At 77.6% G+C, this 18,421-nt stretch carries 15 protein-coding genes, 1 tRNA gene and 1 pseudogene; 4 read left to right on the top strand and 13 right to left on the bottom strand.

Annotation, left to right across the window (positions count from 1 at the left end; translation table 11 throughout):
- Nucleotides 1-20: 20 nt before the first annotated feature.
- Together K1J50_RS07210 and K1J50_RS07205 are read right to left on the bottom strand one after the other, a co-directional pair.
- Complete coding sequence (locus K1J50_RS07210) at nt 21-185, bottom strand: transposase (RefSeq protein WP_220116048.1); 165 nt, start codon at nt 183-185, stop codon at nt 21-23.
- Between the two features lie 426 nt (nt 186-611).
- On the bottom strand, nt 612-2,762 hold the full coding sequence (locus K1J50_RS07205; protein WP_220117030.1) for an acetate--CoA ligase family protein: 2,151 nt from the start codon (nt 2,760-2,762) through the stop codon (nt 612-614).
- Nucleotides 2,763-2,776: 14 nt separating this feature from the next.
- Between K1J50_RS07205 and mmsB the strand changes: the two genes are divergently transcribed.
- Both mmsB and K1J50_RS07195 read left to right on the top strand, forming a co-directional pair.
- Entirely contained in the window at nt 2,777-3,820 is a 1,044-nt protein-coding gene (mmsB, locus tag K1J50_RS07200) for a 3-hydroxyisobutyrate dehydrogenase (protein ID WP_456304553.1), read from the top strand.
- Nucleotides 3,821-4,282 (top strand): annotated as a pseudogene (locus K1J50_RS07195) (YaiI/YqxD family protein); the annotation flags it as partial.
- Between the two features lie 50 nt (nt 4,283-4,332).
- Here K1J50_RS07195 and K1J50_RS07190 read toward each other — a convergent pair.
- The 11 genes from K1J50_RS07190 to K1J50_RS07140 form a co-directional block, all read right to left on the bottom strand.
- Nucleotides 4,333-5,229, bottom strand: coding sequence for an alpha/beta fold hydrolase (locus K1J50_RS07190; protein ID WP_220117027.1), 897 nt, complete (start codon nt 5,227-5,229; stop codon nt 4,333-4,335).
- A 78-nt stretch (nt 5,230-5,307) separates the two neighbouring features.
- Nucleotides 5,308-6,672 (bottom strand): bifunctional enoyl-CoA hydratase/phosphate acetyltransferase, encoded by a 1,365-nt coding sequence (locus tag K1J50_RS07185; RefSeq protein WP_369413541.1) that lies wholly within the window; start codon nt 6,670-6,672, stop codon nt 5,308-5,310.
- A 28-nt stretch (nt 6,673-6,700) separates the two neighbouring features.
- The gene (locus K1J50_RS07180; protein WP_220117026.1) at nt 6,701-7,597 is read right to left on the bottom strand and encodes a lipid A biosynthesis lauroyl acyltransferase; all 897 of its coding nucleotides are present in this window, start codon (nt 7,595-7,597) and stop codon (nt 6,701-6,703) included.
- A 23-nt stretch (nt 7,598-7,620) separates the two neighbouring features.
- On the bottom strand, nt 7,621-8,643 hold the full coding sequence (locus tag K1J50_RS07175; RefSeq protein ID WP_220117025.1) for a zinc-binding dehydrogenase: 1,023 nt from the start codon (nt 8,641-8,643) through the stop codon (nt 7,621-7,623).
- Nucleotides 8,644-8,648: 5 nt separating this feature from the next.
- A complete protein-coding gene (locus K1J50_RS07170) occupies nt 8,649-9,947 on the bottom strand; it encodes a beta-ketoacyl-ACP synthase (protein WP_255575016.1) in 1,299 nt (432 codons plus the stop codon).
- Nucleotides 9,944-11,152: a beta-ketoacyl-ACP synthase gene (locus tag K1J50_RS07165; RefSeq protein WP_220117024.1), complete on the bottom strand. Its 1,209-nt coding sequence runs from the start codon at nt 11,150-11,152 to the stop codon at nt 9,944-9,946. The genes K1J50_RS07170 and K1J50_RS07165 overlap by 4 nt, the downstream gene beginning before the upstream one ends.
- On the bottom strand, nt 11,149-11,622 hold the full coding sequence (locus K1J50_RS07160; RefSeq protein WP_369413540.1) for a 3-hydroxyacyl-ACP dehydratase FabZ family protein: 474 nt from the start codon (nt 11,620-11,622) through the stop codon (nt 11,149-11,151). Before K1J50_RS07160 ends, K1J50_RS07165 begins: the two co-directional genes overlap by 4 nt.
- A gap of 21 nt (nt 11,623-11,643) precedes the next feature.
- Nucleotides 11,644-11,934: an acyl carrier protein gene (locus K1J50_RS07155; protein ID WP_220117023.1), complete on the bottom strand. Its 291-nt coding sequence runs from the start codon at nt 11,932-11,934 to the stop codon at nt 11,644-11,646.
- 270 nt (nt 11,935-12,204) lie between these two features.
- Nucleotides 12,205-13,185, bottom strand: a complete 981-nt coding sequence (locus K1J50_RS07150; RefSeq protein ID WP_220117022.1) for a PDC sensor domain-containing protein — start codon at nt 13,183-13,185, stop codon at nt 12,205-12,207.
- 93 nt (nt 13,186-13,278) lie between these two features.
- Nucleotides 13,279-13,361, bottom strand: a tRNA-Leu gene (locus K1J50_RS07145).
- A gap of 206 nt (nt 13,362-13,567) precedes the next feature.
- Nucleotides 13,568-14,827 carry an MFS transporter gene (locus K1J50_RS07140; protein WP_220117021.1) on the bottom strand — a complete coding sequence of 420 codons (1,260 nt, stop codon included), beginning with the start codon at nt 14,825-14,827 and terminating at the stop codon, nt 13,568-13,570.
- 282 nt (nt 14,828-15,109) lie between these two features.
- Here K1J50_RS07140 and K1J50_RS07135 point away from each other — a divergent pair, with 282 nt between their 5' ends.
- Complete coding sequence (locus tag K1J50_RS07135) at nt 15,110-16,024, top strand: LysR substrate-binding domain-containing protein (RefSeq protein ID WP_220117020.1); 915 nt, start codon at nt 15,110-15,112, stop codon at nt 16,022-16,024.
- Nucleotides 16,025-16,653: 629 nt separating this feature from the next.
- Nucleotides 16,654-18,324 carry a PAS domain-containing sensor histidine kinase gene (locus K1J50_RS07130; protein ID WP_220117019.1) on the top strand — a complete coding sequence of 557 codons (1,671 nt, stop codon included), beginning with the start codon at nt 16,654-16,656 and terminating at the stop codon, nt 18,322-18,324.
- The last annotated feature ends 97 nt before the right edge of the window (nt 18,325-18,421 follow it).

Below are 18,421 nucleotides of genomic sequence, written 5' to 3'. Positions count from 1 at the left end.
AAGACGGTGGCGTATGGCCCCTATTCCGGCGGCAGGGCACGCCAGCGGCAGCCTTCGCGGAAACGGTGCACGATGCCGCCGATCCCCCGCCGGTCGTCCACGCGCCGCGGCCCGGTGTGGACCATCGCCGGATGCGGCTCGCTCGCCGCCCACGGCACGTCGCTCAGCCCGAACAGGCGCAACACCCTTCATCTCCCGCCGTTGGGCAGGGCGAATCACCGCACCGTTCCCACGGCAATTGAGTACAGACCCTAGTGGTGCGATCGCCGCAGATGGCGCCTGCCCTCCGCGGCGTGAATCGCACCACCAGCAGCAATCTGGCGCTCTGATTCAGGCTGCTGTCGGGAACCGACGGCAACGATCAGACCACGGGGGCCGCTGCCGCCCGGCTGGGCTCGCGGCAGCGGCTCCGGCCCGGTGTCGGTCGAGCGGATTCACGTTCCCGGCGGTTCCTTGCCGTTTGCGATCCGCTCCAGGCCGGCCGCGGACGGCCGGGCATGGCCGGAAGCGCGCCGCCCGCCGATGCGTGGCGCCGCCCGTGCGCGCGGGCTCGCCCGGCGCCACGCCGGCGCGGGCGGGGAGACGCGTGCGACAGGGGCGCGGGGCGCCGCCTACCCGCCCCCGCCGCGCACGATCAGCGCATCCACCGCCACCGCCTCGGCGCCGGCGCAGATGATCGGGTTGACGTCCAGCTCCGCGATGCGCCCGCGCTGGTCGGCGAGCAGCTCCGACAGGCGGCAGACGATGTCGGCGAGGCGGTCGAGATCGGCCGGCGGCGCGCCGCGGAATCCCTGCAGGGCGCGGAAGCCCTTCAGCCGCCGCAGCATCGCCCGCGCCTCCTCCGCCGTGACCGGCGCGAGGGCGGTGGCGCTGTCGCGCATCAGTTCGACCAGCACGCCGCCGAGGCCGACCAGCACGAGCGGCCCGAACTGCGGATCCATCCGGCCGCCCACCATCACCTCCACGCCCGGGCGCGCCATCGGCTGCACCAGCACGCCGTTGATCCGCGGCGGCGGGGCGACGCGCCCGGCGTTCGCCATCACCGCCGCGTAGGCCGCCCGCAGCTCGCCCTCGTCCTTGAGGCCGAGGCGGATCACCCCGGCCTCGGTCTTGTGCGGCAGGTCGGGGCTTTCGACCTTCACCGCGACCGGGTAGCCGAGCGCGGCGGCGGCGGCGACCGCCTCCTCCACGCTGCGCGCGAGGCGTTCGGGCACGACCGGCACGCCGTAGGCGGCGAGCACGCGCTTCGCCTCGCGCTCGGTCAGCGTCGCGCCCGGCGCCGCCGCATCGAGCAGCGCCGCCGCCTCGGCCGCGGCCTCCGGCGCGGCGCGGCGCGTCCAGCGGCGCGGGCCGGCCGCCCGCCGCGCCGCGCGCGCGTGCCAGGCGGCGAGGGCGGCGAAGCAGCGGTCGGTGGAGCGGAACAGCGCGACCCGCGGGTCCTCCTCCGCGGCGCGCGCGCCGGGGCCCTCCAGCCACTCCGTGGTCCAGACGATGCAGACCGGCTTCTCCATGCGCCGCGCGAGGTCGGAGAGCATCGCCACGCGCTGGCCGGTGAGCTCGGTCGCGTAGATCTGCGGATAGATCAGCACGCCGTAGGCGTCGTCGCCGAGCAGCGCCTCGGCGCAGGCGGTGAGCGAATCCGGGTCGTTCGCGACCTGCGCCGTCACGTCGCAGGGGTTGCGGGGGGAGCCGAATTCCGGGATGCGCGCCTCCAGCACCGCGCGCACCTCGGGCTTCGGCTGCGGCAGCGGCACGCCGTGCACCTCGGCGCGGTCGGCGGCCATGATGGCCGAGCCGCCGGAGACCGCGACCACCGCCGCGCCGCGCGCGGCCGGGCGCCGCGGCATCTTGGCGAAGAACGCCGCGCTCTCGACCAGCGCCTCGAAGTCCTCGACCAGGATCGCGCCGGCGCGCTCGAAGGCGGCGCGCCAGGCGGCCATCGAGCCGGCGAGCGAGCCGGTGTGCGACAGCGCCGCCGCCGCGCCCTCTTCCCCGGTGCCGAGCTTGTAGAGCACGATCGGCTTGTCGTGGGCCTCGGCGATCTCCGCCGCCTCGAGCAGGCGCGCCGGATCGGGAAGCCCCTCGAACACGCAGGCGATGGCGGCGCAGCCCGGATCCTCGGCGAGGTAGGCGATGCAGTCCGCCGCGTCCACGTCGCAGGAATTGCCGGTGGTCAGCAGGTGGCTGAAGGAGGCCCCGCGTTCGTGCGCCTGGGCGAGCGAGAAGCCGAGCGCGCCCGACTGGCTGATCAGCCCGACCGCGTGCGGCCGCGGCTCCGGCAGCTGGGGGATCTGCATGAAGGTGACGCCGGCGCGGCTGCGGAAGTTGAGCATGCCGATGCAGTTCGGGCCGACGATCGGCATGCCGGAGCGGCGGGCGAGCTCGCTCAGGCGCCGCTGCTGCGCGACGCGCTCCGGCCTGCCGGTCTCGCCGTAGCCGGAGGCGTAGATCATCACGCCGCCGACGCCGGCCGCGATGCACTCCTCGACGATCGGCTCCACCGCCTCGCGCGCGGCGACGATGACGGCGCAGTCGGGCACCTCCGGCAGCGCGGCGACGGAGGGGTGGCAGGGCCGGCCCTCGATCTCCGCGTAGCGTCCGTTCACCAGGTGGATGCGGCCGTCGTAATGGGCGAGCGCCTTCAGCGTGCGCTCGCCGAAGGAGCCGGGGCGCGGCGAGGCGCCGATGATGGCGACGCTCCGCGGATCGAAGAGGCGGGCAAGGTCGGCATGGCGGTAGACCGCGCGGCGCGCGCTGCTCATCTGGACGGGCATCCCTGCTTCCTGCCTGGCCCGGGGGGCGGCGGCGGGAGGTTACGCGGCGCCCGCCGGCGACGCCAGGGTGGCGGACCGGCGCGGCGGCCTGCGGGCGAAGGCGCCTTCCTCTTCCCGCGCGCGCCGCCTACCCTGGCCGCCGCATCCGGAAGGAGGAGGCGGCGATGGCGCGGATCGGCTTTGTCGGCCTCGGCAACATGGGCGGCCCGATGGCGCGCAACCTGGTCAGGGCGGGGCACGCGGTCACGGGCTTCGACATCGTGCCGGAGACGCTGGCCCGCGCCGCCGCGGCGGGCGTCGCGGCGGCCGTATCGGCGGCGGAGGCGGCGCGCGGGGCGGAGTTCGTGATCACCATGCTGCCCGCGGGCGAGCAGGTGCGCGAGGCCTGGCTCGGCGCGGGCGGCATGGCGGCGGCGAGCGATCCGGGCGCGGTGCTGGTGGACTGCTCGACCATCGACGTCGCCACCGCGCGCGCGGTCGCCGCCGCGGTCGGCCGGCCGATGCTCGACGCCCCGGTCTCGGGCGGCGTGATGGGGGCGGAGGCGGCGACCCTCACCTTCATGGTCGGCGGCCCGGCGGAAGCGTTCGCGCGCGCCGAGCCGATCCTGAAGGCGATGGGGCGCAACGTGCTGCATTGCGGCGAAGCGGGCGCCGGCCAGGCGGCCAAGACCTGCAACAACATGGTGCTCGCGGCGACCATGATCGTCACCTGCGAGGCCTTCGTGCTGGCCGAGAAGCTCGGCCTCTCGCACCAGGCCCTGTTCGACGTGATGTCGCGCTCCTCCGGCCAGTCCTGGTCGCTCACCACCTACTGCCCGGTGCCGGGCCCGGTGCCGGGGAGCCCCGCCAACCGCGACTACAGGCCCGGCTTCGCCGCCGCGCTGATGGCGAAGGACCTCGGCCTGGCGCAGGAGGCGGCGCGAGCGGCCGGCGTCGAGACACCGCTCGGCGCGCAGGCGCTCGCGCTCTACCGGCGCTTCGTCGAGCAGGGCGGCGCGGAGGCCGACTTCTCCGGCATCATCCGCATGCTGCGCGGCGGCGGCTGAGTGGCGCCGCCGCCCGTCCTCTACCTCGACGGCGACGCCTGCCCGGTGCGCGAGGAGGCGTATCGCGTCGCTGCCCGTCACGCCCTGCCGGTGGTGCTGGTGAGCAACGGCCGGCGCGGCGCGCGGCCGCCGCCGCTGCCGAACGCGCGGCTCGTCGTGGTGGGCGAGGGCGCGGACGCGGCGGACGACTGGATCGCCGAGCACATCGCGCCCGGCGACATCTGCGTCACCGCCGACATCCCGCTCGCCGCGCGCTGCCTGGCGAAGGGGGCGCGCGCGGTGGCGCCGCGCGGCCATGTCTGGACGGCGGACAACATCGGCGGCGCGCTCGCCGGGCGCGAGGTGGCGCGCGCGCTGCGCGAGGCGGGGCGCGAGACGGGCGGCCCCGCGGCGATGGCCAGGGCGGACCGCGCGCGCTTCCTCGGCGCGCTGGATGCGCTGGTGCGGGCCTCGCTCCGCGCGGACGCCGGAGCCGCTCCGCCCGCCGCGCCTGCCGCCGGACGAGGCCTGACCTACCGCGCCAGCAGCTCCAGCACCGCGCGCACATGCGCCTCCGGCGCCTCGCGCGGCAGGAAGTGGCCGACGCCGGGCAGCACGCGGCGGGCGTAGGGGCCGGCGAAGTGGCGCGCGTGGCCGGCGCTGGTCTCGGGCGGCGCCACGCCGTCGTCGGCGCCGTGCAGGCAGATGGTCGGCACGGCGATCCTCGGCTGCCGCGCGAGCTGCGCCTCGATCGGCGCCAGCGCGGGATCGCCCGGCGCGGCGCCGTAGCGGTGGCGGTAGGAGTGGATCGCCACCGCGACGAAGTCGGGATTGTCGAAGCTCGGCGCGGTGCGCTCGAACTCGGCCTCGGCGAAGCGCCAGGTCGGCGACCACAGCTCCCACAGCAGGCGGCAGAGCGCGCGGCGGTTCGCGGCGAGGCCGGCGCGGCCGCGCTCGGTGTGGAAGTACCACTGGTACCAGAACCGCAGCTCCTGCGCCGGCGCGGCGGGGCGCGCGGCGGCGGCGATGTCCTGGATGGCGTAGCCGTTGCCGGTGACGAGCCCGGCCACGCGCTCCGGCCACAGCGCCGCGACCACGCAGGCGGCCCGCCCGCCCCAGTCGTAGCCCGCCAGCAGCGCGCGCGGGAGGCGCAGCGCGTCCATCAGCGCGCGCAGGTCGTGCCCGAGCGCCGCCTGCTCGCCGGAGCGTGGCGTCCCCGGGTCCAGGAACCGCGTCGCGCCGCAGCCGCGGAGGTAGGGCACGACCACGCGGCAGCCGGCCCCGGCGAGCGGCGCGGCGACGCCGTCCCAGGCGCGCACGTCGTCCGGGAAGCCGTGCAGCAGGATCACCGCCGGACCGGTTTCCGGTCCCCGGACCTCGCAGGCGATCTCGAGCGTCGCCGTGCGCACGGCGATGGTGGCGGGCGTCATCGGGGTCTCCTCGCTGCGGTGGCGCGATCGCGGACCGGGGGCGGCCGTCGCGGCGGCGCCCCGGGCGCGCCCGTCCGCTCATCCCGGGGCGGGCGCCGCCGCGCGCGGCGCCATCAGCCGGAGCAGCGCCGCGCTGCCGAGCCGCGCCGTCGCGCTGTCGGCGCGGCTGGTGAGCGCCACGGGGACGCGCAGGCCGAGCACGATCCCGGCGCTCTCCGCGCCGCCGAGATAGGTGAGCTGCTTGGCGAGCATGTTGCCGCTCTCGAGATCGGGGCAGAGCAGCACGTCGGCCTGGCCCGCCACCGGGCTCGTGATGCCCTTGGCCCTCGCCGCCGCCGGACTCACCGCGTTGTCGAAGGCGAGCGGGCCGTCGAGAACGCCGCCGACGATCTGCCCGCGCTCGGCCATCTTGCACAGCGCCGCGGCGTCGATGGTGGAGGGGATCTTCGGCGTCACCGTCTCCACCGCCGAGAGGATCGCGACCTTGGGCAGCTCGATGCCGATGGCGCGGGCGAGGGCGATGGCGTTGCGCGCGATGTCGGCCTTCGCCTCGAGGTCGGGCTGGATGTTGACCGCGGCGTCGGTGATGAGGAGCGGGCGCGGGTAGAGCGGCGCGTCCACCACGAAGCAGTGGCTGACGCGGCGCTCGGTGCGCAGCCCCGCCTCCCGCGCCAGCGCCGCGGCCATCAGCTCGTCGGTGTGCAGGCTGCCCTTCATCAGCGCCGCGGCGCGGCCCTCGCGCACCTGCGCGACCGCGAGCTCGGCCGCGGCGTGGCTGTGCGGGGCGGGAACGAGCGGCAGGGCGGCGATGTCGAGGCCGGCGGCTGCGGCGGCGCCGCGGATCTTCGCCTCCGGCCCGACCAGGATCGGCGCGATCAGGCCGTGTTCGGCGGCGAGCAGCGCGCCGCGCAGGCTTTCCGCGTCGCAGGGATGCACCACCGCCGTCGGCACCGGCGGCAGGCCGGCGCAGCGCGCGAGCAGCGCGCGCAGCACGCGCACGGGCCGCGGCGACGCGCCCGGAAGGGCGGGAACCTCGCGTTCCTCGGCGACGCGGGGCGGGGCCACCTCGGCCTCGCCGGCGAGCAGCGCGGCGCCGCCCGGGCCGAGCACGCGGCAGGCGAGGCGCGCCCGGCCGGCGGCCCGGTCCACCTCGGTCACCTCGATCTCGGCCGTCAGCGCGTCGCCTTCGGCGAGGGTGCCGGCGTAGCGGTAGTCCTCGCGCAGGATGGCCGTGCCGAAGCCGGGGAAGGCGGTGGCGATCAGGTGCGTCATCAGCGCCCCGGCGGCGCGCGCCGGCAGCGCCCCCTCCGCCTCGCCGAGCAGGGCGGCGACCGGGGCGAGGTCGGCGGCGGTCACGCGGTGCTCGGTGCGGAAGCGCGCGCCGGGGGTCAGGGCGTCGAGCGGGGTGCTGCGTCGGCGGTCCATGCCGCCCAGGGTGGGCACGCCGGCGCGCCGGCCGCAAGCGCCGCCGTCAGCGCCAGCGGCGGTGCATCCAGAGCCACTGGCCGGGATGCTCGCGCACCCAGGCCTCGACGACCCGGTTGATCGCCGCGGTGGCGGCGGCGACGTCGATCTTCCCCTCCGCGTCGCGCGGGAGGTCGAGCGGCCCGGTCAGCTCGAGCCGGAACCGGCCGCCCGGGAGGCGGATCGCCCGCGTCCCGTACACCGGGCAGTCGAAGCGGCGCGCGAGCTCGGCGAGCAGCGGGTTCGCCGCGGCCGGCCGGCCCAGGAAGGGCACGCGCGGCCCGCGGCCGAAGCGCTGGTCCACCAGCATGCCGACCACCATGCCCTGCTCCAGCGCCGAGACCATGCGCAGCGGCGCGGCGATGCCGGCCGGGATCAGCGTGCCCATCGTGCCGCGGCGCAGCCTGAGGATCTCGCGCGCCACCGGCGCGACATTGGGCGTGCGGTACAGCACCGCGGCGCGGATGCCGTGCTTCGCCGCGGCGACCGCCGGCAGTTCCCAGTTGGCGAGATGCGCGGCGAAGACCAGCGCCGGCCCGGCGCGGTCGCGCAGCGCGGCGTAGCGGGCGATCACCTCGGGGCTCGCCTCGATGCGCCCGGCGCCGGGCCGCGCCAGGTCGAAGTCCCAGATCGCGTCCATGTGGACGTACTCGCAGGCGGTGCGGCCCAGGTTGTCCCAGGCCTCGCGCAGGATGCGCCGGCGCCCGGCCTCGGGGAGGTCGGGGAAGGCGGCGCGGATGTTGTCGCGCGCGATGCGGTGGGCCGGCGTCAGCGGGCCGAACGCGCGCGCCACCGCGCCGCCGATGCGCGGGCCGCGATCCGGCCCGAGGACGCGCATCAGCGCGAACAGCCAGCGCACGAGCAGGCCGAGCGCGCCCTCGCCGAGACGCTGCAGGACTCGCACGGCGCTCCGCGGCTCCCCGCCCCCTAGAGCGTCACCACGATCTTGCCGAACACGCGCCGGCTCTCGAGCCGCGCCACCCCCTCGGCGAAGCGCTCGAGCGGCAGCACCGTGTCGATCACCGGCCGCAGGCCCGCCGCCATCCTCGCGTAGCCGTCGGCGATGTTGCGCATCGAGGCGCCGAACGAGCCGAAGATGCGGAGCTGGCGCTGGAACAGCATCATCAGGTTGGTCTCGGCCGCCACGCCCGAGGTCGAGCCGCAGGTCACCAGCCGCCCGCCCATGCGCAGCGAGAACAGCGAGCCCGCCCAGGTCGCCGCGCCGACATGCTCGAACACCACGTCCACGCCGCGCTTGCCGGTGACGCGCCGCGCCACGCTCTCGAAGCGCCCGGTCGTGTAGTTCACCACGTGGTCGGCGCCGAGCGCGCGGGCCTTCGCGCACTTCTCGTCGTCGCCGGCGGTGGCGATCACCGTGCAGCCGAGCGCCTTGGCCATGCGGATCGCCACCGTGCCGATGCCGGAGCCCGCGGCGTGGACCAGGATGGTCTCGCCCGGCTCCAGCCGCGCGTTGTCGAACAGCATGTGCTCGACGGTGGCGAAGGTCACCGGGCCGCAGGCCGCGTCCTCCCAGCCGATGCCGTCGGGCACGCGGACCAGCAGCCGCGCCTCGAGGTTGGCGCGCTCGCGCGCGAAGCCGTCCACGTGGAAGCCCATGATGCCGCGGACGTCCTCGCAGAGGTTGTCGCGGCCCTCGCGGCAGGCGCGGCAGGCGCCGCAGGTGATGGCGCCGTAGGGCGCGACGCGGTCGCCGATGCGCCATCCCTCCACGCCCGGCCCCGCGGCGACGACCTCGCCCACCGCCTCGACGCCGACGCAGATCGGCAGCGCGCGCCTCGCGAAGGCCATGCCGCGCCAGCCCCAGACGTCGATGTGGTTGAGCGCGAGGGCGCGCATGCGCACCTGCACCTCGCCCGGTCCGGGCGGGGGCGGCGGGGGGATGTCGTCGAGGCGCAGGTCGCGCTCGGCGTGCAGCCGCAAGGCGCGCATGGCGCTCAGCCCGGCGGCTCGCCCAGCACCAGGCAGACGTTCTGCCCGCCGAAGCCGAAGGAGTTGGAGAGCACGTGCCGCACCCGCGCCCGGCGCGCCTCGTTCGGCACCACGTCGAGCGGGATCGCCGGATCGGGCTCGCGGTGATTGATCGTCGGCGGCAGGAGCTGGTCGCGGATGGTGAGCAGGCTGAACGCCGCCTCCACCGCGCCGGCGGCGGAGAGGGTGTGGCCGATCATGGACTTGTTGGAGGAGATGGGCGGCGGCCGGTCGCCGAACACGGCGCGCATGCCGAGATGCTCCATCTTGTCGTTCTCCGGCGTCCCGGTGCCGTGCGCGTTGACGTAGTCGATGTCCCCGGGCGCCAGCCCGGCATCCGCCAGCGCGTTGCGGATGGCGCCGATGATCGCCTTGCCGTCGGGGTTGGAGCGCGTGCGGTGGAAGGAATCCGCCCGCTCGCCGCAGCCGAGCACCAGGCCGAGCACCGGCGCGCCGCGGGCGCGCGCGCTCTCCAGGCTCTCCAGGACCAGCGCCGCGGCGCCCTCGGCCATGACGAAGCCGTCGCGCGTGCGGTCGAAGGGCCGCGCCGCCTTCTCCGGCTCCTCGTTGCGCATCGAGAGGGCGGAGAGCAGCGAGAAACGGATCAGCGCCTCGGGCTGCACCGAGCCGTCGGCGCCGAGGGCGATCGCCGCCTCCGCCTCGCCGCGCTGGATCGCCTCGACGCCGAGCTGGATCGCGGAGGCGCCGGTGGCGCAGGCGGTGGTCAGGCTGATCGGCGCGCCGCGGGTGCCGAAGCGCGCGGCGAGGTGCTCGGCCACGCCGCCGAACAGCACCGTCTCGTAGATGTCCTGCCGGCCCTCGACCGCGGCGACGAGGCCGCGGTAGCCCGGCGCGCCGTCATTGGCGCCGCGGGCGAGCGCGAAGCGCTGCGGCCATTCCATCTCCACCGGCGGCATGCCGACGAAGAGCGGCCCCGGGAAGCGGCCCGTGTCGCCGATGCGCGCGTTCTGCAGCGCCTCGGCGATCACCGCGACCGCCATGCGCTCGACGCGGACGGGGGAGGGGATGCACTCGCCGCCCGGCGCCTCGTCCGGCAGGTGCACCAGGCCGGCGATGGTGGTCTTGAGGTGGTCGGTCGGGAAGCGGGTGATGCGGCGGATGCCCGACCGCCCCGCGGTCAGCGCCGCCCAGTTCGCCTCCACGCCCCAGCCGAGCGAGGTGACGATGCCGATGCCGGTCACCGCGACCAGGGGCCGGCCGTGCCTGTCGCGTGTCGTCGTGGTCGTCATGGTCGTGCCGTTCATGCCGCCGGCTCCAGCAGCGCCAGCGCCTCGCCGCGCCACTGGCCGAAGCCGGTGACGAGCACCCGGTCCACGGCATCCCCCGGCGCCGGCGTGTCGAGCCCGGGATCGAGCGGCGGGTAGAAGCCGCCGCGCGCGAGCGCCAGCGCGCCGAGGGCGAGATGGGCCGGGAAGCTCGCCTCCACGCCGTGGCCGAGCAGCGAGCCCGGGGTGCGGACCAGCGCGCCCTCGGCGCCGAGCCCGGCAAGGAAGGCGCGCTCCTCGCCGAGCGCGGGCTCGGCCCCGCTGGCGCCGGAGATCACGCCCAGCCGGCCGCCGCCCGAGCGGGGCGCGAGCCGGTCCCACAGCGCCCGCGCCACCGCGGCCGCACCGCCCCCCTCGCGGCGGTGCGCCACGTCGGTCGCCACGCCGGCGAGGCGCGCGAGGCCCCGGGCGCCGCGCGCGCGCGCGTGCTCCGCCGTCTCCAGCACCAGGAAGGCGGCCATGCCGCCGCCGACGAACCCCCCGCCGCGCGCCGCCCGCGCCGAGATCGGCGCCCAGGGGCCGCGCCACAGCGCGCCGCCCGCGGCGTAGAGCAGCAGCATGTCCCAGCGCTGCGCGACGTAGGCGCCGCCCACCAGCGCGATCTCGCCGCGCCCCTCGGCGAGGCGCAGATGCGCGATGCGCACCGCGTCCGCCGCCGCCTGCTCCTCGCCCATGAAGGTGCGCGAGGAGCCGGTCACGCCGTGCACGATCGAGATGTTGCCGGCGAGCAGGTTGGAAAGCTGGGCGAGGAACAGCGTCGGCCGCAGGTTCGCCGCGAGGATCTCGTTCAGCCGCGGCCCCGCGACCTCGGGCGGCGCGCCGGCGAGCTCGGCGATCACCGCCTCGTCCACCGCCACGTCGCGCTCGCCGCCGCCGGCGGCCACCACCAGGTGCATGTCGGCGACCAGCGCCCGCGCCCGCGCGTCGTCGATCGCAAGCCCCGCGGCGTAGGTGCCGAGGCGCTGCCAGGGCTCCATCTGCCGCTGGTCGCCCTTCTTCGGGATCTGGCGGTCGAGATCGAGCGCCGGCAGCGGATGCACCGCGAAGGGGGCGAAGCTCGTCTCGTCCAGCACCGGCTTCGCGCCGCCGGGCGCGGCCAGCGCCGCCCAGTGCGCCTCCGCCCCCTCGCCGAGCGAGGTGACGAGGCCGATGCCGGTGATCCAGACCTCGCGCCGCGCCGTCACGCCACACCTCCCGCCGCCGTCGCCGGCAGGCCGATCTCCTGCGCCCGCGCGCGCATCGCCGCGGCCAGTTCCGGGGCGGGGAAGGGCAGCGTGCGCAGCGTCAGCTCCGCGTCGCAGATCCGCCCGCCGTCCGGGCCCACGATGCTGGCCGCCGTCACCGCGTAGCCCGAGCCCTCATGCACCAGCCGCGCCTCCACCGTCAGCACCATGCCGGGCGCGACGAAGCGGCGCAGCTTCGCCTCGCGCACCCCGGCGAGGAAGGGCATGCGCGCAAAGCCCTGTGCCGCCAGGATCAGGTAGCCCGAGGCCTGCGCCATGGCCTCCACCAGCAGCACGCCCGGCATCAGCGGGTGGCCGGGAAAGTGCCCCTCGAACACGGGGGAGGCCTCGGGGACCCGCGCCTCCGCGGTGATCGCGCCCCCGCCGCAGGCGCGGACGCGGTCGATCATCTGGAAATACTCGAGCCGCACGGGGCCGCGCCTCGGGCGTCCTCAGCCGCCCTGGGCCTGCCTGGCCGCGACCAGCTCCTCGATGCGCTGGGCGAGGTTCTTCATCACGAAATACTGCTCCGCCGGCGCGTTGCCCGCGTTCACCTCCTGCGTCCACTGCTCGACCGGCACCTTGATGCCGAACGCCTTGTCGATGGCGAAGACGATGTCGAGGAAGTCGAGGCTGTCGATCCCGAGATCGTCGATCACGTGCGAATCGGGCGTGATCTTCTCGCGCGGGACGTCGCTGTTCTCCGCGATGATGTCGGCGATGCGGTCGAAGACGGCGGACATGGCGCGGAACTCCGGTGCGGTGGAGGCGGACGGCGGACGGGCGGGCGGCGCGACGCGGCGGACGGCGGTCGGGCGGACCGGCGACGGCCCGGCCGGGCCGGTCCGCCGGCGCGCGTCTTTGCCCGATCCGGCGCGAATGGCAAGCACCCGGCGGTTCCGGCAGCCCCGCCGCGGCCCGCCCGGGCCGCCCCGGCGTGCGCGTCACGGCGCGGAACGCCTGGCGAGCGGGGCGGGAAGGGGCGGGGCCGCCAGGCGCCCCGGCAGGGTCCGTCAGAGCACCAGCAGGAGCGCCGCCAGCGACACGACCGCCGTGACGGCCATCGCCGCCTGGGCCGAGCGGCGCAGCGCGCGGACCGGCGCCAGCTCCCGCTCCGCATCGAGGCCGTAGGCGACGGCCAGCGGCGTGTCCGGGACCAGGCGGTAGGCGAGGAGCAGCTCGCGGCCGGTGAAAGGGTTCCAGATCCGGGCCTTGCCGGCGCGCTCGGCGTGCAGCAGCCGGAGCAGCGCCGCCTCCTCGGGCAGGCGGCCGCCGAGGAAGCGGCGTTCCTCCGCCGCGCCGAGGGCGAGCAGCGCGCCGTCCTCGACGCGCAGCACCAGGGAGGACTCGCCCTCGCCGGCGTGCAGGGCGCCGAGCCTGGCCGACAGCTCGAGCGGATCGAACGCGACCAGCGCGAGGCCTGCGAAATGCCCGGCCGGGTCCTCCAGCGGGCGCGCGAGGGGCAGGCGCCAGCGCAGGGCGCCGGTGTCGGCCGGTTCCGGCGCGCCGACGTGCAGCCCGCGCCTGCCGTCGCGAGGGAGGGCGACGGGCCCGCGATCGGGCGGCGCGACGGGAGCGTCCCGCCGGGCCTGGGCGGTGGCGGACCGGCGCGGCGTGCCGTCCGGACCGATCGCCGCGATCGCCTGCACGGCGAAGTCCCCGCGGCGGGCGAGGGCGGCCAGGTGGTCCTCGATGGCGGCGGCGCCGGCGGCGTCGCCCGCGCGGAGGCGGTGCTCGCGGGCCTGGAGCAGCGCGTGCAGGCCGGCCGCGACGTCGAGGACGTGCTGCAGCGCCTGCCCGGCCGCCTCCGCCATCGCCGCGGCGCGCTCGAGCGCCGCGAATTCCAGCCGCTGCTCCTCCCGACGGAGGGAGGCGGCGTAGTCCCCGTGCAGCAGCAGGACGGAGACCGCCCAGGCCGTGAGTGCGCTCACCCAGGCCGCAAGCAACCGCTGGCGCCCTGCCCTGCGCGGCTCGAGGCGGGCGCTGGGCAGCATGGCGGCCAGCGATCCTAACGCATTCCGCGAGAAAGACAAGAAAGCTTCGCCCATCCGGCGAAGACGCTCCCCCAGCCCCGCGCAGCGCGGGAGTGCCCCCGGGGAGATTCGAACTCCCACACCCTCGCGGGCGAGCGATTTTGAGTCGCCTGCGTCTACCGTTCCGCCACGGGGGCCGGTGCCGGGCCGCGTGGCGCGCAGTCTAGCCCCTGGGGGCCGCCAGACAATCGGCCGCGGGCGGGGGGCGATGGCGAACGCCGGGACGGCGCGGCGATCGCATCGCGGCGCCCGGCGCGGCCGCGTGACGGGGGGCATCGGTCGGGCTGCGTTCCGGCCGGCGCCGCTCGCGTGCCGCTCGTCGCCGGGCGCCGCGGCGCTCCCGTCAGCGCGACGGGTTTTCCGCGACCTGCCCGGCGGTCCGGGCGGCGGCGGCGCAGGCGGCGTGGCCCTCGCGGATCAGCGCCACGAGCCCGCCGGCGGCTGCCGCGGCCAGCAGCGAGCCGCGCCACAGCCAGTCGTAGTCGCCGGTCAGGTCGAACAGCCAGCCGCCGAGCAGCGCGCCCGCCGCGGCGCCCGCCGCGTGCCCCGCCGAGACCAGTCCCATGGCGAGGCCCATGACGCGCAGGCCGAGATGGCTCGCCGCCAGGCTCGCCGTCACCGGCACCGTCGCGTAGTCCACCGCGCCGAAGGCGACCGCGAACAGCAGCAGCGCCTCGTAGCTGGCGCCGACCTGGAGCAGCAGCAGGAACGCCAGCGCGCGGCCGAGGTAGATGCCGGCGAGCAGCAGCGGGCGGTTCACCCGGTCGGCGAGCCAGCCCGCCAGCACCATGCCGGCCACGTTGACCAGCGAGAGCACGCCGTAGGCGGCGGCGCTCGGCACCGGCCCGAAGCCGCAAAGCGCGGCGTAGGGCAGCAGGTGCGTCTCGATCGCCCCCGTGGTGGTGAAGCCGCAGATCAGGAAGCTCCAGAACAGCAGGTGGAACGCAGGCTGCGCGAGCAGGTAGCGCAGGTCGGCGCCGGGCCCGCTCCGCCCCCTGCCGCGCGTCGCGGCGCCGCGCGACGGAAGCGCGCGCCACGCCAGCACCCCGAGCAGCGCCGCCGCGGCCGCGAGCCCGAGGAAGCTCCAGCGCCAGTCCGCCGCGGCGAGAAGCGCCGCCACCAGCGGCACGACGACGAACTGCCCGCCGGTGGCGCCGGAGGTCGCGATGCCCGTCGCCAGGCCCCGCTGGCGGGCGTCCGCCTGCGCCACGGCCGTCGCGACGACATGGGTCGCGACCAGCGCGAAGCCGAGCGCCGCCACGCCGGCATAGGCGGCGAGGAACAGCCACGCCTCCGACGCCGCCGCCACGCCGGCACACCCGAGGGCGAGCGCGCCCAGCCCCGCAGCCAGCGCCGCCCGCGGCCCGCGCCGGTCCACCAGCGCTCCGGCGACGGGCGCGACGCCGGCCATGACGACGAGCGCCGCCGCGGCGGCGGCCGAGACGAAGGAGCGCGACCATCCCAGTTCGCCCGCCCAGGCCGGCATCGCCAGGCTGAGGGAGGCGCGCGCCGAGAACGCCACCGCGAGCGCCAGCAACCCGATCCCGACGATGGCCCAGGGTCCGGCGGCCGCGGGGGCCCGCCGCACGATGCCGCGCGTCATGCCCGGACGCTCCCGCGCCGCTCCGATGCGGCGCCCGCCGCCGCGGCCGCGGCGCTCGGCCCGGCGAAGACCGGCGCACCGCCGGCGAGCGGCGCGCGGCAGGCCGGGCCGGCGCTCCCGCTCGCGCCGGGCGGCGGCACCCGGCCGGGGCGACGGTACACGCACAGGCAGCGGACGGACATGCGATCGGGCCTCTCCTGGCGGGCCCGAGGCTCGCGCCGGCGGGCGGCGGCGGCAAACCAGTTCCTTTGCGCGTCGGTTTAGCCCCGCTAAGCTGAATCCATGCCCCGCCCGCCCCTGCCGCTGTCCGCGCTGCGCGCCTTCGCCGCGGCCGGCCGCCTCGGCAGCATGAAGCAGGCGGCGGAGACGCTCGGCGTGACGCCGGGCGCGGTGAGCCAGCAGGTGAAGGCGCTGGAACGGCGCCTCGGCGTCGCCCTGTTCGAGCGCCGCAACCGCGAGGTCCGCCTCACCCCGGCGGGGCGGCGCCTGCTCGGGCCGCTGACGGAGGCGTTCGGGCGGATCGAGGAGGCGGTGGCGGCCGCCGAAGGGGCGAGGGGCGGGCGGCGCCGCGCGCAGCGGGTGGTGGTCAGCACCTGCGCCTCCTTCGCGGCGGGGTGGCTGGTGCCGCGGCTCGGGCGCTTCGCCGCCCTGCATCCGGGCATCGAGGTGCGCGTCGAGACCACCGCCGCGCTGGTCGAGGTCGGGCGCGGCCCCGGCAGCGCGGACGTGGCGCTCCGCCATGGCCTCGGCGACTACCCCGGGCTGGAGGCGGTGCGCTTCCTCGCCCCCCGTCTGCTGCCGGTGGGCAGCCCGGCGCTGCTCGCCGCCGGCCCGCCGCTGCGCGTCCCGGCGGACGTGCTGCGCCATCCGCTGCTGCAGGACGGCGAGGGGGCCGACTGGACGCTCTGGCTGCGGGCGCACGGGGTCGGGGACCCGGAGGGCCGCGCCGCCCGCGGCCCGCGCTTCGCGGACGACCACCTGCTGGTGCGGGCCGCCGTCGCCGGCCAGGGCCTGGCGCTGGTCGCCGACGTCCACGCCGCCGACGAGATCGCCGCGGGGCGGCTCGCCGTCGCGCTCGACCTGCCCTGGCCCTCGCGCTTCGCCTACTACGTCGTGACGCGGCCGGGACCCGGCCTGACGCCGGCGGCCCGCGCGTTCCGCGACTGGGTGCTGCGGGAGGCCGCCGCCGGGGCGTGAGGCGCGCCCCTCCCCTTCCGCGCCGCCGTGCGGGAAGGGGGCGGTGTCCGGCACCGCCGGGCGGTTCTGCCGTCCGCTCGCGCCGCGCGCGGCCGGCCTGCGGAGCATCGCGGCGGGCGCGGGACGGGAGGAGCCGTTCTGGCCGGCGCCGCGGCGCTGCGGGTCTGCCGCGGGCCGGACCGGGCGGGGCGCGGGCTCCGGCCTGTCCGGGCGCGCCGCCCCGCCAGCCGGCGGTGCGCCCGCCGGTGCCGATCCGCGGGCCGGCGAGCGCACCCCAGCCCTGTCCGATGCGCGGGGGCGCGCAAGCGCCGCCGGAGGGCGGCGGGGCGAAGCGTGATTTCAGGGCGAGAGCTCCGTGAACACGGCCTGGGGCGCTTGCCGCCGGCGGGGCGGAGCGCCCCTGATGCGCGCATGCGCGGGCAGGGAGCGGGGCAGGGGCGGGTCGCGTGACGGCGGGGCATGGCGGGGACGCGCCGCGGGGCTGCGTGCTGTGCCCGGACCCGGCGCGCGCGCAAGGCCGGGCCGGCGCGGTCCGGGGCGGCGCGGAGGGACCGGCCGGGGAGGCCGAAGGCGCCACGGCCTTCGGGCTGGCGGCGCGGCTGCTCTCCCGCGCCGGCCGGGCGTCCGGCATGCGCCGGGCCGCCGCGCCGCGCCGGGGAGGCGACGCCCTCCGCGCACGCTTCGGCGCGGCGCGGGCGGAGGCGTTCCGCGCCCTGCTGGCGGCCGATCCGTCCGGCGTCGCGGTGCTCGACCCCGCCGGCCGCCTGGTCGCGGCGAATCCGGCGCTGGAACGGCTGCTGGCCGGGGCGGGCGACGCGGCCCTGCGGGCGCTGCGCGAGGGCGGTCCCGCGGCGGCCCTGTTCGCGCCGGAGCACCGCGCGGCGCTCGAGGCGCGGCTCGCCGCCGTGGCCGCGGGCCGGGCCGGCGCGGCCGCCGCCGGTCCCGCCGCCGGAGACGGGGACGCGCCGCCCCTGGAGCTGCGATTGGCCCCGGCGGCCTTCGCACCGGGGCAGGCCGGCCGCGTGGTGGAGGTCGAGTGCCGCCCCCTGCGCCGGCGCGAGGGGGTGGTCGAGGGCGTCGTCCTGCGGGTGGCGGACGCGACGCCGCGCCTGCGGCTGGAGGCCCGCCTCGCGCGGGCCGGCGCGCACGAGGCGGTCGCGCGGCTCGCCGGCGGCGTGGCGCACGACTTCAACAACCTGCTCACCGCGGTGATCGGCGGCGCCGAGGCCGCCCTCGCGCACCGGCCGGCGGAGCCGGTCGCGGCCGAGCTGCGCCAGATCCTGGACGGCGCGCAGCGCGGCGCGGCGCTGGTGCGCCGCCTGCTCGCCTTCGCGGGCCGGCAGACGCTCCAGCCGCGGGTGCTGGCGCTGAACGACGCCGTGCGCGGGGTCGCGGGCCTCGTGCGGCGTCTCGTCGGCGACCGGGTGCGGGTGGAGCTGGCGCTCGAGGAGCCGGGACGGTGGGTGCGGGTGGACCCGGTGCAGCTCGACCAGGCGCTGCTGAACCTCGCCGCCAACGCCCGCGACGCCATGCCGGAGGGCGGCACGCTGCGCCTTTCGACCGCGCACGCCACGCTGCTGCGGCCGCAGCGGGAGCCGGGCGCGGCCGAGCCGATCCCGCCCGGCCGCTGGGTGCTGCTGGAGGTGGCCGACACCGGCCACGGCATCCCGCCGGAGGTGCTGCCGCGCATCTTCGAGCCGTTCTTCACGACGCGGCGCGGGCAGGGCGGCACCGGGCTCGGGCTCGCCTCCGTGCAGGGCGTGCTGCGCCAGTCCGGCGGCCACGTGACGGTGCGCAGCCGGCCGGGCGAGGGCACGGTGTTCCGGCTCTGGCTGCCGCGGCACGAGGCGGAAGCGGAGGCGGCGCGCGGCGGCGCCGGCCCGGCCGCGGCGGGACCGGGCGCGCCGGCGGCCGCGGCGCCGGCCGGGCCGGTGCTGCTGGTGGAGGACGAGGCGCCGGTGCGGCGCCTCGCCGCGCTCGCCCTGCGCGCGGCGGGCTTCGCGGTGCGTCCGGTCGAGGGGGCGGAGGCGGCGCTGGCCGCGCTGGACGCGGAGGGGGCCGATCCGCGGCCGCCGGCGGCGCTCGTCTCGGACGTCTCGATGCCGGGGATGGACGGGCTCGAGCTCGCCCGGCGGTTGCGGGCGCGCTTTCCGCGCCTGCCGGTGGTGCTGGTTTCGGGCTATGCGGCGGCGGCGCTTGGCGAGGACCTGCCGGCCGAGGGGCTGCGCTTCCTGGCCAAGCCCTACCGGCCGCAGGAGCTGGTCGCCGCGGTGCGGGCGGCGCTGGCCGGGAAGGAGTGACTCGGTGCCGATGTTTGCCAAATGTTCTTGTCTTTCGGGGCTGGCCGGAACATATTTCGCACGCTTCGTTAATCGGTCGTGAGTGCCGCGGATTCGC

This window comes from Caldovatus aquaticus, assembly GCF_019458025.1.
Classification (GTDB): Bacteria; Pseudomonadota; Alphaproteobacteria; order Acetobacterales; family Acetobacteraceae; genus Caldovatus; species Caldovatus aquaticus.
The sequence above is the reverse complement of the archived record's forward strand: the minus strand, read 5'-3'. Positions and strand labels throughout refer to the sequence as shown.